Annotated in this window: 13 protein-coding genes; 2 read left to right on the top strand and 11 right to left on the bottom strand. The window is 60.4% G+C overall.

What is annotated here, in order from left to right:
• The first annotated feature begins 113 nt into the window (after positions 1-113).
• Complete coding sequence (gene recG / locus KEC16_RS02650; RefSeq protein WP_211546093.1) at positions 114-2,195, top strand: ATP-dependent DNA helicase RecG; 2,082 nt, start codon at positions 114-116, stop codon at positions 2,193-2,195.
• On the opposite strand, the gene KEC16_RS02655 is transcribed toward recG, so the two are convergent.
• The 5 genes from KEC16_RS02655 to KEC16_RS02675 are packed head-to-tail and all read right to left on the bottom strand — an operon-like array spanning position 2,182 to position 8,343.
• A complete protein-coding gene (locus KEC16_RS02655) occupies positions 2,182-2,877 on the bottom strand; it encodes a DUF502 domain-containing protein (protein WP_211546094.1) in 696 nt (231 codons plus the stop codon). The two genes, recG and KEC16_RS02655, sit on opposite strands and share 14 nt — an antisense overlap.
• Positions 2,878-2,889: 12 nt before the next feature.
• Positions 2,890-4,284 (bottom strand): HlyD family type I secretion periplasmic adaptor subunit, encoded by a 1,395-nt coding sequence (locus tag KEC16_RS02660; protein WP_211546095.1) that lies wholly within the window; start codon positions 4,282-4,284, stop codon positions 2,890-2,892.
• A gap of 2 nt (positions 4,285-4,286) precedes the next feature.
• Positions 4,287-6,452, bottom strand: coding sequence for a peptidase domain-containing ABC transporter (locus tag KEC16_RS02665; RefSeq protein ID WP_211546096.1), 2,166 nt, complete (start codon positions 6,450-6,452; stop codon positions 4,287-4,289).
• The gene (locus tag KEC16_RS02670) at positions 6,449-8,194 is read right to left on the bottom strand and encodes a peptidase domain-containing ABC transporter (RefSeq protein ID WP_211546097.1); all 1,746 of its coding nucleotides are present in this window, start codon (positions 8,192-8,194) and stop codon (positions 6,449-6,451) included. The genes KEC16_RS02665 and KEC16_RS02670 overlap by 4 nt, the downstream gene beginning before the upstream one ends.
• Positions 8,191-8,343 (bottom strand): hypothetical protein, encoded by a 153-nt coding sequence (locus KEC16_RS02675; RefSeq protein ID WP_211546367.1) that lies wholly within the window; start codon positions 8,341-8,343, stop codon positions 8,191-8,193. Before KEC16_RS02675 ends, KEC16_RS02670 begins: the two co-directional genes overlap by 4 nt.
• On the opposite strand from KEC16_RS02675, the gene argE reads away from it, so the two are divergent.
• Entirely contained in the window at positions 8,342-9,475 is a 1,134-nt protein-coding gene (gene argE, locus KEC16_RS02680) for an acetylornithine deacetylase (protein ID WP_249208648.1), read from the top strand. The genes KEC16_RS02675 and argE overlap by 2 nt on opposite strands.
• Here the strand turns inward: argE and KEC16_RS02685 are convergent.
• From KEC16_RS02685 to KEC16_RS02710, 6 genes are all read right to left on the bottom strand, one after another.
• Positions 9,465-10,787, bottom strand: coding sequence for a TAXI family TRAP transporter solute-binding subunit (locus KEC16_RS02685; protein WP_211546099.1), 1,323 nt, complete (start codon positions 10,785-10,787; stop codon positions 9,465-9,467). The genes argE and KEC16_RS02685 overlap by 11 nt on opposite strands.
• 12 nt (positions 10,788-10,799) lie before the next feature.
• Positions 10,800-11,627, bottom strand: coding sequence for a phosphate ABC transporter substrate-binding protein (locus tag KEC16_RS02690; protein ID WP_211546100.1), 828 nt, complete (start codon positions 11,625-11,627; stop codon positions 10,800-10,802).
• An 11-nt stretch (positions 11,628-11,638) separates the two neighbouring features.
• Positions 11,639-12,457: a PstS family phosphate ABC transporter substrate-binding protein gene (locus KEC16_RS02695; RefSeq protein ID WP_211546101.1), complete on the bottom strand. Its 819-nt coding sequence runs from the start codon at positions 12,455-12,457 to the stop codon at positions 11,639-11,641.
• 280 nt (positions 12,458-12,737) lie between these two features.
• Positions 12,738-13,613 (bottom strand): DMT family transporter, encoded by an 876-nt coding sequence (locus KEC16_RS02700; protein WP_249208650.1) that lies wholly within the window; start codon positions 13,611-13,613, stop codon positions 12,738-12,740.
• Between the two features lie 81 nt (positions 13,614-13,694).
• Positions 13,695-14,282, bottom strand: coding sequence for a BON domain-containing protein (locus tag KEC16_RS02705; RefSeq protein ID WP_211546102.1), 588 nt, complete (start codon positions 14,280-14,282; stop codon positions 13,695-13,697).
• 10 nt (positions 14,283-14,292) lie between these two features.
• Positions 14,293-15,216, bottom strand: coding sequence for a helix-turn-helix domain-containing protein (locus KEC16_RS02710; RefSeq protein ID WP_211546103.1), 924 nt, complete (start codon positions 15,214-15,216; stop codon positions 14,293-14,295).
• Positions 15,217-15,222 lie beyond the last annotated feature (6 nt).

A 15,222-nucleotide genomic window follows, 5' to 3' on the forward strand; every position in this document is an offset into this window, starting at 1 on the left:
GCTTCCATGATCGCCTCTGAAATCTCCAAACCTGATCCCTGGCCTTGGCCGCGTCGGGCCACTAGGATATAGAGCGTTCCCGCCCGTCTGTCAGCCACCAACCCGACAAGGTCATGCGTCCCAGCCTGCTCAATCCCCTGTTCGCCGCCATCACCACCTTGGCCGGCATCGGCCCCAAGATGGCGCCGCTCTACGAACGGCTGGCCGGTGGCCGGGTGTTGGACCTGTTGTGGCACCTGCCGTCGGGGGTGATCGATCGCCGCTTTGCCCCCAAGCTCGCCGACGCTCCATCGGGCAAGGTGGCGACGCTGACCGTGCAGATTGATGCCCATATTCCATCCAACTCACCCAAACGGCCCTATCGGGTCCGCTGTTCGGACGAAACCGGCTTTCTGCACCTGGTGTTCTTCCATGGCCGCGAGGACTGGCTGCGCCGGCAATTGCCCGAGGGCGAATGGCGGGTGATCAGCGGCGTGGTCGAGCATTTCAACACCGAAATCCAGATGACCCATCCCGACCACATGGTCCCGGTGGCCGACAAAGAACAGGTGATGAGCATCGAGCCGGTCTATCCGCTGACCGGCGGCCTGACCGGGCGCATGGTGACCAAGACGGTGCGCCTTGCCGTCGAACAAGCGCCACAGCTGCCGGAATGGCAGGACGAAGCGTGGTTCCGCCGGCAAGGCTGGCCATCCTGGCGCCAAGCCCTGGAGGCGCTGCACCAACCACAAAGCGAGCGCGAGATCGTCGAGGATTCGCCGGCGCGCCGGCGTCTGGCCTATGACGAATTGCTGGCGAATCAACTGGCATTGATGATGGTGCGTGCCCATATGCGCAAGCTTAAGGGGCGGATCATCCCGTTGTCGCAACATTTACGGCCCCAGGTGATGACTGCGCTGCCCTTTTCGTTGACGGCGGCGCAAACCCGGTCCTTAGGTGAAATCGACGCCGATATGGGCCAGCCCCTGCGCATGCTGCGATTGCTGCAAGGCGATGTCGGCAGCGGCAAAACAGTCGTCGCCTTGCTGTCCATGCTTAACGCGGTGGAAGCCGGTGCCCAGGCGGCATTGATGGCCCCGACCGAAATCCTGGCCCGCCAGCATCTGGAGACCATCGGCCCGCTGGTCGAGACCGCCGGCCTGCGCGTCAGCTTGCTGACCGGACGCGATAAGGGCAAGGCCCGCAATGCCATCCTGGCCGATCTGGCCGAGGGCCGCATCGACATCATCATCGGCACCCATGCGTTATTTCAAGCCGATGTGGTTTTCGCCGATCTGGCCTTTGCCGTCATCGACGAGCAACATCGTTTCGGCGTTCATCAACGGCTGGAACTGGCGTCCAAGGGGTACGCGGTCGATATGCTGGTGATGACCGCCACCCCGATTCCGCGCACGCTGTTGCTGACCTCTTATGGCGACATGGACGTCTCGCGATTGGATGAAAAACCGCCGGGCCGTCAACCGGTCAGTACCCGGGCATTGCCGTTGGCCCGTATGGACGAGGTGGTCGATGGCATCAGTCGCGCCGTCAGCGCCGGCGCCCGCATCTATTGGGTTTGTCCGCTGGTGGAAGAATCGGAAACCTCTGACCTGGCCGCGGCCGAGGAACGCCACCGCCACCTGTCGCAGCTGTTGGGCGCATGTGTCGGATTGGTGCATGGCAAGATGAAGGGGCCGGACAAGGATAAGGTAATGGCCGCCTTCGCCGGTGGCGAATTGTCGGTTCTGGTGGCGACCACGGTGATCGAGGTCGGCGTCAACGTCCCCGAGGCCACCATCATGGTCATCGAGCACGCCGAACGCTTTGGCTTGGCGCAATTGCATCAATTGCGCGGCCGCGTCGGTCGCGGCAGCGGGGCGTCAAGCTGTCTGCTGCTGTATGGCGCGCCATTGTCGGAAAACGCCAAGGCCCGGCTGGAGATCATGCGCGCCACCGAGGATGGTTTCTTGATCGCCGAGGAAGATTTGCGTCTGCGCGGCGGCGGAGAAATCCTGGGGACGCGGCAAAGTGGCCTGCCAGAATTCAAACTGGCTGATTTGGCGTTGCATGACGACCTGCTGGCCGTCGCCCGTGACGACGCCAACCTGATCCTGACCCGCGACCCCGATCTGGCCAGCGAACGCGGTCAGGCGCTTAGAGTGCTGCTTTATCTGTTTGAACGCGACGCGGCCATTCACACCATCAGGTCAGGCTGAGTTCCGGCTGATCAGCGTTCTTGCGGTTGGGCGGAACCAGAATTCCGGTGGAAATCACCATCTTAAGCCCCTCCTCCACGTTCATATCCAAAACCCGGACCTCGCTGCGCGGCAAGAACAGCAAAAAGCCAGAGGTCGGGTTGGGCGTGGTCGGGACGAAAACGTTGACCATGTCCTCGGCAAACATAGTGCCGATTTCACCCGAGGTTCTGCCGGTAATGAAGGCCATGGTCCACATGCCCTTGCGCGGATATTCGATCAACGCCACCTCGCGGAAGGCATTGGCCTTTTGCGCCAGCATGGTCTCGAAGATCTGTTTGACGGCGGAATAAATCCCCGACAGCACCGGCATGCGCTGCAAAAAGATGTCGTAGACCCTGACCAGGAAGCGACCGACGAAACCGGCCGTCAGCATGCCGATTAGGGTCAAACCGACAATCACCGCGATCAGGCCGAAACCGGGGAACCCCCAATATTGCGGGTTGATCTCGGGCGGCACCAGCGGCGACACCTGATTATCCATGAACTTGATGAATTGCCAGGCAAGATAAAAGGTGATGGAGACCGGCGCCGTCACCAAAATACCGGCGAAGAAATAGGCGCGCAGACGCGCCATCAGACCGATGTGAAAGGGCACACCCTTGGCTTTCTTCGCCGGGCTTTCCTGGTTCTGCTCGCTCATGGGAGGCGTCGCTTACCGTTCGTGGAAGGATTGTTGAAGCTGGGTGAAGATAGGTTTGAGCATGTACTGGAACAAGGTCTTATCACCAGTAATGATTTCCGCCGACACCGTCATGCCGGGAGAGATGGTGAAATGGCTGGGGTCCGCGCCCACGTGATTGGTTTCCAGGCTGATCTGAGCCTTGAAGAAAGGCTCGCCCTTTTCGTTGAGAAAAGTCGACGCCGACAGGCGTTCCAGCTTTCCGGTCACCGAACCATAGCGGGCAAAGTCATAGGTGGTGACCTTGATCCGCACTTTTTGGCCTACCTTCAAATGACCGATGTCACGCGGCAGAACCTTGGCCTCAACCCGTAATTCGCGGTCAACCGGAACAATCTCACTGACCAGACCGCCGGGCTGAATGACCGCCCCCTGATTCTTGACCGTCAGCCCCTTGATGTGACCGCGGGCCGGCGCCTCGATGATCAGGCGGGTAACCCGATCTTCCAGACGGGAAATGGTTTCCTGCACCTGGGCGAGTTCGGCGATCGTCACCCCCATTTCGTCCAGGTTCTGCTTTTGCAGAATGGATTGGCTGTCGATCAGACGGTTTTCCATTTCCGAAACCGCTTCCCGCGCCGACACCGTTTGACCAAGAATGCGGGTCAGTTCCCCTTCGGCTCGGGCCAGTTCACGCCTGGTATCGAGATGGGTAATGCGGGTCACCAGCCCCTTGGCCACCAACTCGTCCCGGATTTTCATTTCCTCGGCCAGGGCAGCCACCTGCTCACGCAGGCTTTTGTGCTGGGATTCCATTTGCCGCAGATCGGCACGCTTTTGTTCGATCTGGGCCAAGATGATCGAGCGCGCCGTATTCCGCGCCTGGGTCTGAGCGTCGTAAATGGACTTATTATCGTTAACCAGCGACAGGTAATGCGGGCCGGCGAAGCTGAAATCGGGCTGACGACCTTCGACGAAAGCGCGCAAACGCTCTGATTTCAGCAACAGGGTCATTTCGCGGGCGCGGGTCTGGTCCAGTTCGGCCAGGGCCTGGGCCGGCGACAACTTGATGATCGGCTGGCCGATCTCGACCAATTCGCCCTCTTTGACCAAGATTTGATCGACGATGCCGCCTTCCAGATGCTGCACCGTCTGCACCGATCCTTGCGGGACAATCTCGCCCTCGGCCACAGCCACTTCATCGACGGTGGTGATGGCGCTCCACACCAAAAAGACGGCACAGGCGGCACAGGCCAAATAAAGGGTCAGCCGGATCAGCGGCGCCGTCCCGCTTTCCTCGAGCTGAACGGCTTGGGCCAGATGCCGGGCCACCCGGCTGGATTGCTTGATGGTGGCGACGGCACGATGCTCGCCCTCGGGGACCGGGGGCGATGATTGCGGGACGTTCACAAGGCTTTGACTGGTCATAGCTAAATCAAATCCGGAGGAATGCGGGCACGGACTTCGTCGGCGGGGCCGGCCAAACGCAGATAGCCGCCATCAAAAACCAGAATCTTATCGGCAAAGCGCAAATGGCTGGGCCGGTGGGTCACCATGAAGATGGTGGATTGGCCGCGGAAGAATTCAACCGCCTGCATGAACTGGCGATCACCTTCAAAATCCAAGCCGTTGACCGGTTCGTCGAACAACATCAACGGGCTGCGCTTGAGATAACAGCGCGCCAGCGACAGTTTTTGCACGAAACTGGTCGGCAGATGGTCGATGGTGCCGTCGCCAACCCGAGTCTCCATGCCCCGAGGCAGCCCCATGATCTCGTCCCAGACATCGGCCAGTTCGCAGGCCCAGCGGATATCAGATTCCGTCGCCGTCGGTTGGGCCAGTCGCAGGTTCTGGGCAATAGTGCCAAAAAACAGATTGCACACCTGCGGCACATAGCCGATGGCATGGCGCAATTCCAATGGATCGATCTGACGCATGTCGGAATTGTCGATGCGGATAGATCCAGCCTGTGGCGCGTACAATCCCATCATCAGCTTGATAATGGTGGATTTCCCCGAACCATTGCGCCCCGTGACCGCGACCACTTCGCCCGGTTCGATATCGAACGACACGCCGACCAAAGCCGGATCGGCGTCGTTGGAATAACGCAACGACACGCGGGAGAACGACACCCTGCCCTTCAGATTCTTCAAGGGCGCGACCATGGCCTTGGGATCGCGTTCGGGCTTCAAATTCATCAATTGGTCAATCTGGGTGATTGACCCACGCACCTGCTCGACCCGCTGGATCAGGGTGAAGGCGGTCTGCAACGGCCCCAAAACCCGCCAGACCAGCATCATGGCGGCGATCAGGCCGCCGGTGGTCATCACCCCGTCGATCACGCCGAGAACACCGGTGGCGATGGTGGCCAAGCCCGAAGAAACGATCAAGATATTGGAACCGGTGGTGATCATGGCGGTGAAGATGCCGTTCTTAAACCCGCCATAAGCCGCGCGCGCCGACATTTCCCGATAGCGCTTGACCCAATTGTGCTCGACCCCCGACAACTTGACCGCACGCAGCTTGCCCAAGGTCTCGATCAGGAATTCCTGGCGCCGCGATGCCGCGCGCGACGCGATCGAAACGTTCTTGCGCACCACCGGCATGACCAAAAAACCACCGATCAGGAACAAGAAGGTGGAAATCACCGGGACCAAGGCCAAAACACCGCCCAGCATGAAGATGATGGCGAAATAAAAGATGGCGAAGGGCAGTTCCATGAACACCGTCGCCAATGGCCCGGTGAAAAATTCGCGGACCGATTCGAAATCCTTGATGCGCGCCACTTGGGCGCCAATGGTGGCGCGCTCGGTGAAACCGGGCGGCAGAGACAAGATGTGCTGAAAGATATTGTTGCCCATGATGTTGTCGAGACGGGCGCCGATAAAGGCCAGAATGCGGGCCCTGACCGCGCGCAAGATGGCGTCGAAGGTCAGCGCGAAGGCCACCCCCGCGCACAAGGCCACCAGCAACGGCATGGAATTGGTGCCGATCACCTTGTCATAGACGTTCATGACGAAAATCGGCGTCGCCAGGGCCATGACGTTCAGGAACAAGGTGACGAAAAAGGCCTGCCAGAATAACGGGCGGAAACGGTCGAGCACGGTCCGGAACCACCCCACCCGGCTTGGCGCGGCTTCGCCCATGGCGGTGAAGAAAAAGGCGGTGCCTTTAAGGCTCAGGTTCTCCATGTGCCGGGTTTCGCCGCTGGCGCTGTCGAACACCTCGACGCCGCTGTCATCCTTGGCGCGAACCACCAGGGCCGGTTGCTTGTCGGGCAGGAACAGGCACGGCAACAGACGCTTGTCGATATCGGCCAAGGCCACCCGCAACGGCCGGCTGGAATAATTCAACTGGGCCATGACGTTGCGCAGCCCGGTCAAATCCAGTTCGTTGGCGAAATGCGGCAGCGATTCGGCGACGTGACGGGGATCGCCCTTCCAGCCCAACGCCTTGAGCAGCGGCAACAGACACGCGGCCAGATCCGAAGCGGCGCTGAACCCGCCCAGGATGGAATGGGCCATTTGCGCTTGATAATGCTCGATGGCCTGCTGGCTGGCCTTGACCGTGGTGGCGGCGGCGGCGACCTGATTCATGCCGTCCCCCCGGCGGCTGCGGTCAGCGCCATGAACGGCCGCGTCTCATCCTTGGCGGTCTTGGGGCTCAGGCGGCCATGATCCAGATCGAACACGCGGTCGGCCAGCTTGACCAGGGATGGCCGGTGGGTGACCAAAACCAGGGTACGCTTGCCTTTGGCCCGTTCCAGCCACACCCGCAGAAAATTGTCCCCTGCCGAATCGACGGCGGTATTGGCTTCGTCGAACAAAACGATGCGCGGATTGTTGACCAAAGAGCGGGCGATGGCGATGCGTTGCTTGATGCCGCGCGGCAAAGAATCATAGGCGCCATCGCCGACCGGGGTGTCGAAACCATAGGCCATGGTCGCCACCACCTCATCCAGCCCTAACAAGCCGGCGGTTTCCACCGCGATATCGTCAAATTCCGGCCGGAACATGGTGATGTTCTGCAAGATGGTTCCCTGGAACAAAATGCCCGATTGCGGCAAATACGCGATCTGATCGCGCACGGATTGCGGTTCATACTCGGTCATATCGACGCCATCGACCAGGACCCGCCCCTGGGTCGGCCGCAACGCCCCCTGCATCAGCGTCAATAACGTGGTCTTGCCCGATCCATTGCCGCCGGCAATGGCGATGCACTCGCCTTCTTCAATCTGAATAGAGGCGTTGTCGATCACAATCGGCATTTTTTCGCCAAAGCCGAAGCTGACCCCGTCCAATTCCAGCTTGCCCTTGGTCGCCGGCATCTTGGGCAGGCCGGCGGCGGATTCCGGCGGCAGGGCGAACAGTTTTTGCAGACGGCCACGGGCAAGAACAAAACTTTGAAAGCGGGTCCACACCCCCAAGGCTTTTTGCAGCGGCGCCATGGAACGCCCCGCCAGCAACGACGACGCCGCCAAGCCACCGGTGGTCATATCGCCCTGCATGACGATGATGCTGCCCACGGCGGCCACGGCGATGGTGGTCAATTGCGAAAAGAACGAAGAAACCCCCAAGGCGTTGGAACTGCGCAAGGCCACGGTGTAATAGCCCTCGGCGCAGCTTTCTTGCAGGCGCTCATAGCGCCGGACCATCTGCGATTCCATCGCCATGGCCTTGACGCTGTGGATGCCGCCCAAGACTTCGATGAGAAAATTGAAGCGGCGATCATCGGCGACCATGCGTTTTTCGATGGCGTCGCGCAAGGAGGTGCCAATGCGCATGGCCGACAAGCCGAACAAGACCAGCAAGACAATGGGCACCATGACCAGCCAGCCGCCCATGAACGCGACCAGCGCCAGGTAAATCAGGGCGAAAGGCAAATCCAGCAAGGTCAATAAAGCTTGGCCCGCATAAAATTCGCGCACGGTGGCCAGCGAATTAAGCCGTTCAAGATGAACGCCCGAGCCTTCCTTTTCGAAATTGTCGATACTGGTCATCACCAGTCGATCCAAGGCCTGACAGCTGGCCTTGTGTTCGAAACGGGCGCCGATCCAGCCGGTGATATAGGACCGGCCAAAATTCAACAACGATTCCAACAGCAAGGCACCCAGAACGCCGGCCATCAGCAGCACCATGGTGCCGGTGGATTTGTTGGGCAAAATGCGGTCATAGACCTGCAACAGCGACATGGGCAGGGCAAGACCAAGGACGTTCAGGAACAGCGAGGCCAGCGCCAAATCGAACATGTTCGATTTCAGCGTGGAAAACGCGCCCAGCGAAAAAGCCGGCTTTTGACTTTTTTTACCCGCCGCGGCGGCGGTCTCAGCTTCGCTCATTCGCCTCGTTCCGAATTGGCTGACATCCTCTTTGCTGGCACCCTTGCCTCCAGCACCTTATGATAGCCACGCACAACATTGTACAGCACGACGCAGCGCCGAATCTTGAGCCAGAAAGCAGGACCAGACATGCCGGAAAGCATGGACATGATCGAACGCCTTATCAGCTTCGACACCACCAGTTACAAAACAAACATTCAACTCATCCAATTCGCCGCTGACGTGTTGTCCCGCCTTGGCGCCGATGTACGTTTGACTTATGACGATGCCCACGAAAAGGCAAATCTATTCGCGACTATAGGCCCATCTCACCTGCCTGGCATTGTTTTATCCGGGCATACCGACGTAGTACCTGTTGAGGGGCAAGATTGGTCCAGCGATCCTTTTCGGCTTTTACAGCGCGACGACAAGCTGTTTGGTCGCGGCACCGCCGATATGAAAAGCTTTATTGCCATTTGTTTGGCCCTTGCCCCTGAATTCGCCGCCGCCGCCCTGCGGATGCCCATCCACTTTGCTTTTTCCTATGACGAGGAAATCGGCTGTATCGGCGTTCGCCGGCTAATCCAGGATCTAACGAACCTCCCCGTCAAGCCCAGGCTGTGCATTGTCGGTGAACCCACCGAGATGAGGGTGATTGTCGGCCATAAGGGTAAAAAAAACGTTCGCTGCCACGTTCACGGCAAAGAATGTCATTCCGCCCTTAATCACCAGGGCGTCAACGCCATCGAGATCGCCGCCGAGATGGTCACCTTCCTGCGCGCCCTGCAAAAGCGCATTCGACAAGTGGGGCCTTTCGACGCCGGTTACCAGCCCCCCTATACCACCATTCACACCGGACTGATCAAGGGCGGCACCGCCTTGAATATCGTACCGGCCCAATGTTCGTTCGAGTTCGAATTCCGCAACCTGCCCAACCATGACCCCGAGGAATTGATGGCGGAATTGCGCGGCTTTGCCCAGGATCTGGTGCCGGAGATGCTGGCCATCGACGGCGCCACCGGCATCATGTTCGATGAATACAACACCACTGCCGGGCTGCTGACCGACGATGCCGACGAAGCGGCGGTGCTGGCCCGGCAATTGTCGGGCAACAACGATACCGCCAAGGTCAGCTTCACCACCGAGGCCGGGCTGTTCAACAAGGCCGGTATCCCCACCGTGGTCTGCGGCCCCGGCTCCATCACCCAGGCCCATAAACCCGACGAGTTCATCACCATCGAGCAAATCCGCCAAGGCGAGGCTTTTATCCGCCGTCTGCTGGCGCGGATGATTACGGGATAGACCGCGCCCAGGTGCTGGCCCCACTTTCTGCCGCCAGCAAGGTTGGCAGCAACGACGGGTCTTTCAGGTTAAGTTCGGGCACCCGTTCCAATATGCCGGCCCGAAGCTCGGCCAGACGGCGCTTGAGCGCCGCGACCTCCGACGGATCACAATCGGCGCTCAAAAGCTTGCGTTGCATGGCCGCCACTTCGACGATGCATTGCTTGATTTCCGCGTCGTGAAAGGCCTCCTTGATCGGCTTGCCGCGAAACCAGCGCAAAGCGATCATGCCGCCCGACATCAACGAAAACGCCAAGCCTGCCGCCGCCTTCAGCTTTTCCAGCAATTCACTGGACAATAACGGATCCTTGCGGGCGGCAAACGACAAGGTGCCCGGCGAGATCGGATAGCCCGATGGCAGCAAGATGTTCGCCTCGTCGAAGGAAAGGTGAGTGCGGCTGGCCACCGTCGGGCTATACAACGCCTCAAGCACGGCCTGAATGGCGCGGGGCGGCACCTGGGCATTGGCCAGCAGATGCAGGTTCACACCAACCGTTTTGATGTCTTGGGCCGGAACCGGCGGATCAATGCCATAGGTATAGCCCAAGATCGTGGCATCGGCGACCCAGCCCATGCGCAAAGCCAAAGAGCCGGGGAAAGGCAGCTCCAACACGGTATAGCCGCGTTCCTTGACCAGAAAGTCAGCGAGAAACGAGGGCTGGAACGAAACATTCACCACCGCGTCGGGCAATTCATCCGCCCGCATGCCAATGATGCGGTCGTTGCTGAAATTGGTTTCGACATAATCAATGCCATCGGCCAATCCTGACGTCCGCAGGATATTTTGGGCAACCACGCGGGTCCCGCCGGATTTGCTGCCCAGGTTGACCACCTTGCCCCGCAACTCGCTAACCGATGTGATGTTCGGCTTGACGATGAAATGAATGAGTTCGGGGGCCAAGGTGGCGACATGGACGACATTGTTGAAGCTCGGCTCCAGTCCGCCTTGCGACAGCGCCAGATCCAACTCGCCGGCTTCAAGCATTTCCAGCGCCGCCAAGGTGCCGTGGGTCGGCACGATCTTCAGCGAAACCCCTTGTTGAACCGCTTCATCTTGCAGAACCTTGGCCAAGAAGTGCCGATTCCCGGTGATTTCACCGCCGGTGATGGTCAGTTCGTGCCGCCGGGGTAACAAATCATAGATGAAATAGCCCGCGGCCCCGACAAAGACCGTCACCATCAAGATACCGATGGCTTTGCGGGCGATCTGGCTGTCTTGGAGACGCGCCAAGGTGTTTTGGAGGATCAGCGTGTAATCAGGCTCCTCAGACATCGGCTATCCCCCTTATTGAACCGCGATCAGGCCAAGGCTGACCAGCAAGGCCTGCCCCGCCGGCCCCTGCGCGAAATCCATGAACTCCCGTACCGCCTTTTTTTCCGTTCCATGCGTGATGCAAAAGAACGACCGGCTAAACGGATAGCGGCCCGACAAAATGGTCCCCCGGTTCATGGGGACGCCGTCGATGGCCAGCACCTTGACCGCCGGAGTGATATCGTGCAGCGACAGAAAACCAAGGCCGCGCGGGTCGGCGGCGATCCGTTCGCGCATGGCGACGCCGCTTTCCACCACGGTGGCTTCCAAGCCCATGCGGGCGTGGTCAAGCACCAGCTTTTCCAGCGCTTTTTGCGTTCCCACCTCGGCTTTGCGGCTGTAAACCTGAACCGGACCAGGCTGGCCAGCCACACGCCCCCAATCGCGCACATTTCCCAGCAGCAACGAGGCCGCCGTTTTCCGGTCCAGGCCGGCAAGCGGATTGGCCGGATTAACCACCAGGGCAATGGCGTCCCGAGACAGCATGTATGATCGGGTCAGCTTTTCATCCTCGGTGGCTTTCAACTCGCGGGAAGCCAGGGCAATGTCGATCGCCCCGCGTTTGAGCGCCAATAAGCCCAGATCGGTTCCGCCGGCCTCGACCACCACGTCGATTCCGGGCTTGGTCTTCACGAACGCGTCGATCAGCTTCTTGGCATAGGGCAAAAACTCGTCGGATCCGGCGATCAGCAGGGATTCGTGCGGTGTGCCGCCAAAATCAATGGAACTGGTGGCGCCGCCAAGAAAGGTGACGCAAAGGGCACTGCCGCCCATGACGAAAGCCCGCCGTTTGATATCCATGAGGGATTTCCTTACTTAATCGGAAGCAGGCCGGACGCGGCCACCACCGCCTGACCTTCGGCGGACAGGAACAAAGCGACGACCCGCCGCGCCTGGGGCGTACTGGCCGAGGTGGTCACCAAGGACAATTGTCGACGGATGGGATAACGCCCGTCGCGGAGCGTTTCGCTGGTGGCGGCGATTCCATCGATGGCCAATGCCTTGACCGTGGAATCCAGCGCCCCCTGGCTGAGATAGCCCAAAGCCAAGGGATCGGTCGCCACCTTGGCTTTAATGTCCTTTTGCGTCAGCGTTTCCGCCTTGGCGCTGGGGATGGCGTCGCCGATGACCGCTTGCTTCCACCCCAAGGCGGTGCCGGAATTGGCCGGCATCACCAAGACGGTCAGCCCGGCGTCATGTCCGCCAAGTTCAGACCAGGAGCCGACCGCCCCCTGGTAGATCGCCCCCAATTGTCGCATGGTCAGCGACGAGACGGCATTGGACGGATGAACCACCGGAACAATCCCATCCAGGGCGACAGGCTGGACATCCAGGGTCAGATTGGCGGCCTTGGCCCGCTTCTCGATCTCGGGCGGAATATCCGATGAGATCATGGCGATGTCGGTGGTGCCGTCCAGCAAGGATTTTAGTCCGGGCAGGCTGTCGCTGCCGCGCACCACGACGATGGCGTCGGGATGCTGCTCCATTTGCGATTCCGCGATTTTTTGGGCAATGCGAACCAGCGATGAACTGCCGGAAAGATGCACCGCTTCCCCGGCCGAGGCCGAGACCGAAGCGGCAAGGGCAAGCGCCCCGGTCAAAAGGCCAATCCACACACTGCAATGCTTCATCGCGGCACTCTCACCAAGGGAACGGTGGAACAAAACTTGTTCCAGGATAAGTATCCGCCGACAGAAAGACCATGATGATTTTTTGATATGAAAATCCATCCGCGCCGCGCGGCGCTTTGCGCCCAACCAAGTCCCGATGAGTTGAACTCAGCCGGACTTGGTCTTATACCAGCCGCCCTTTGAAATGATCCGTTTGGGCGGCCGGCAAGCCCGCGCGGCGTTGAGCGAAACCATCTCGGCATGAACGGACCCAACGGGTCAGTTCATTGGCCGGGTGGTATTAGCGTCGGATCACCAAGGCCACCCCCAAGGCGGCCAAGCCCATGCCGGCCAAGCCGCTGAGGGTCAAAACCTCGCCGAACAGGCCCCAGGCCAAGGCCGCGGTGACCGGCGGCACCAGATAGAACAGACTGGCCACCCGCGCCGCCTCGCCGTTGCGGATCAACATCATCAACAAGGTGATCGCCCCCAGCGACAGCACCAGAACCAGCCAAGCCAGGGCGAGGACGAATTGCAACGACCACTGAACCTGCATGGTTTCCGTCGCCATGGCCACCGGCAGCAATACCAGCAGCGCCCCGACATATTGAACCGCCGAGCCGGTGCGCAGATCCATGCCGGCGCCAAAGCGTTTCTGATACAGCGTCCCGATGGTGATACCGGCCAGGGCGATCATGGCGAAACCGACCCCCAGCCACGAGACCCCGTCAACGGAAAAGCCGCCCTGGCGGGACGCCAGGACCAGGGAAACACCGACCAGCCCAAGCACCAGCCCACCCCATTGCCGGAGGCTGATGCGCTCTCCGAACAGCGGTCCGGCGACCAAGGCGGTCAGCAGCGGCTGCAAGCCAACCAGCAAGGCGGCCATGCCCGACGGCAAGCCGTGATGAATGGCGGCGAACACCCCGCCCAAATAGGCGGCATGGACCAAGCTGCCCGAGACCAGCAGATGCAGGATTTGCTTGCCTCCACGCGGCCACGGCGCCTTGGCGACCCAGCCCAGGCCGACCAGCACGACGATGATCAGGACCAGCCGGATGCTGAGAAAGGTGAAGGGTTCGGCATAGGGCAAACCGTACTTGGCGCCGATGAAGCCGGTGCTCCACAACAAAACGAACAAAGCTGGCATGGTCTTGGTGAAAACTGCCGAACGCATGACCAAGCCACCTTTAAAGCGAAACGGGCGGCAGGATAGCCGCCGCCCGTTTCAGAAACAACCTGATGAAAAGCATGGGGATCAGGGACGGACGGCGGTGTAATTGACCACTTTTTTCACGCCATTGCCGTCCCGGACACGCGCCAGGGCTTTTTTCGCCTCTTCGCCGGAGCGGGCGCGCCCCAGCAAATAGACCGTGCCATAAGCATCGGTGGTGGTGCGGAAATTGACATCGGCGACGCCGGCGGTGCCGACCAGCCGGCCTTGCGCCTTGGTCGCCATGACGGTGACGTCGGCCCAATCCAGCAGCGCTTTGCGCTTGGCGTCATCCTTGGCCAGATAGGTCACGTGCCAATACAGTTTCTTGATCCCTTGGACCTGACGAACGTCTCGCTCGAAGCGGTCGTACAATGCCTTGTCGTCGAAAATGCCGGTGATCAGCAGCCGCTGTTCGTAGATTTCGGTCGATGCCTTGATCGTCGCCAATTTCCCCATAATGCCGTTGACCTTGACGACGATCTCGTTGTCCTTGGCGATATCACCGGCCGAACGGGCTTCGATGGCACGGTCGAACAGGGTTTTCGGCGCCGTCAGCACGTCCATCAACTGCGCTTGGGCTGGTGCAATCGTCAGCAGAACCAGCAGGCTTGCCGTCAACAATGAACGCATGACGCCCTCCCTATGATTTCAGATGTTTGTGTACCGCTTGACGGGAAATGCCCAATTCCTTGCCGATCCGCGCCAAGGACCAATGCGGGTTATCGCGGCGCAGGCGATGACACTTGCTCTTGCTGCCTTCACTTTGCCCCAAGGCGATGCCCTGGGCGGTCAAACGGGCCAAATCAGCGGCCAGAACGCCATAGCCGCGGCCGTCATCCCCTCCCCGGCTGGTCCAGAAATCCAGCCGCGCATGGAGCTCGGTCACGGTCTGTGCCGGCAGCTCCCGCGCCCATAAATCCTGCACCAATCGGTGACGGGCCGTGCAGGCGGTCGGCAGCACGGCGTTGCCGGGACCGTCGGCCAGCACCGCCAGTTCCGCCAGACGTTCTTCCCAGCTCAGGCATTCCGCCCGAGCATCGGCGATGCTTTCCGGCAACGGACAGGCGATGGTGACGCTATGGGCCAATTCGTCGGGGATGGGGTGCCACGGCACCGACCAGCCGGCCAGCGGCGCCCACGGATCGGCGCTGTCGTCGGACAGAAATTCCGCCGCCTGGATGAACATCAGTTCCAGCGCCGTCGGCCCCAGCGCCGCCTCTTCCGAGCCATAGCGGCTGATAATGGCGCTGCGCTCATCGGTCATCTTGGCCGCTTCGGCCAAGGCGGTCTCGGTCTGACGGATCAAGGTGCCCGGATCTTCGGCTTCTTCGCGCAGGCGCAGGGCTGGCAACGGCTGGTCGCGGCTTTCATGTCGGGCGGCCAGAAGGTCCAGCCCGGCGGCATAGCCGCCCCATTCCTTCCCGCAAAACACCATGGCCCGGCCCATGGCTTCCTCGCGCACGGCCGGATCGTCGGATTGATAAAGCGCGACGATTGCTTCCAGCCGGTCCAGCGCCTTATGGCGCTGGTCCTCGGCATTGTCCATCAGTTGCAACAAATCCATCGCACA

The sequence above is a fragment of the Magnetospirillum sulfuroxidans genome (genome assembly GCF_018224925.1).
Taxonomy (GTDB): Bacteria; Pseudomonadota; Alphaproteobacteria; order Rhodospirillales; family Magnetospirillaceae; genus Magnetospirillum; species Magnetospirillum sulfuroxidans.

Excerpts from the sequence above, each read along its gene's own strand:
- recG (WP_211546093.1), top strand. The coding sequence starts at position 114 with ATGCGTCCCAGCCTGCTCAATCCCCTGTTCGCCGCCATCACCACCTTG.
- KEC16_RS02655 (WP_211546094.1), bottom strand. The coding sequence starts at position 2,877 with ATGAGCGAGCAGAACCAGGAAAGCCCGGCGAAGAAAGCCAAGGGTGTG.
- KEC16_RS02660 (WP_211546095.1), bottom strand. The coding sequence starts at position 4,284 with ATGACCAGTCAAAGCCTTGTGAACGTCCCGCAATCATCGCCCCCGGTC.
- KEC16_RS02665 (WP_211546096.1), bottom strand. The coding sequence starts at position 6,452 with ATGAATCAGGTCGCCGCCGCCGCCACCACGGTCAAGGCCAGCCAGCAG.
- KEC16_RS02670 (WP_211546097.1), bottom strand. The coding sequence starts at position 8,194 with ATGAGCGAAGCTGAGACCGCCGCCGCGGCGGGTAAAAAAAGTCAAAAG.
- argE (WP_249208648.1), top strand. The coding sequence starts at position 8,342 with ATGATCGAACGCCTTATCAGCTTCGACACCACCAGTTACAAAACAAAC.
- KEC16_RS02675 (WP_211546367.1), bottom strand. The coding sequence starts at position 8,343 with ATGTCCATGCTTTCCGGCATGTCTGGTCCTGCTTTCTGGCTCAAGATT.
- KEC16_RS02685 (WP_211546099.1), bottom strand. The coding sequence starts at position 10,787 with ATGTCTGAGGAGCCTGATTACACGCTGATCCTCCAAAACACCTTGGCG.
- KEC16_RS02690 (WP_211546100.1), bottom strand. The coding sequence starts at position 11,627 with ATGGATATCAAACGGCGGGCTTTCGTCATGGGCGGCAGTGCCCTTTGC.
- KEC16_RS02695 (WP_211546101.1), bottom strand. The coding sequence starts at position 12,457 with ATGAAGCATTGCAGTGTGTGGATTGGCCTTTTGACCGGGGCGCTTGCC.
- KEC16_RS02700 (WP_249208650.1), bottom strand. The coding sequence starts at position 13,613 with ATGCGTTCGGCAGTTTTCACCAAGACCATGCCAGCTTTGTTCGTTTTG.
- KEC16_RS02705 (WP_211546102.1), bottom strand. The coding sequence starts at position 14,282 with ATGCGTTCATTGTTGACGGCAAGCCTGCTGGTTCTGCTGACGATTGCA.
- KEC16_RS02710 (WP_211546103.1), bottom strand. The coding sequence starts at position 15,216 with ATGGATTTGTTGCAACTGATGGACAATGCCGAGGACCAGCGCCATAAG.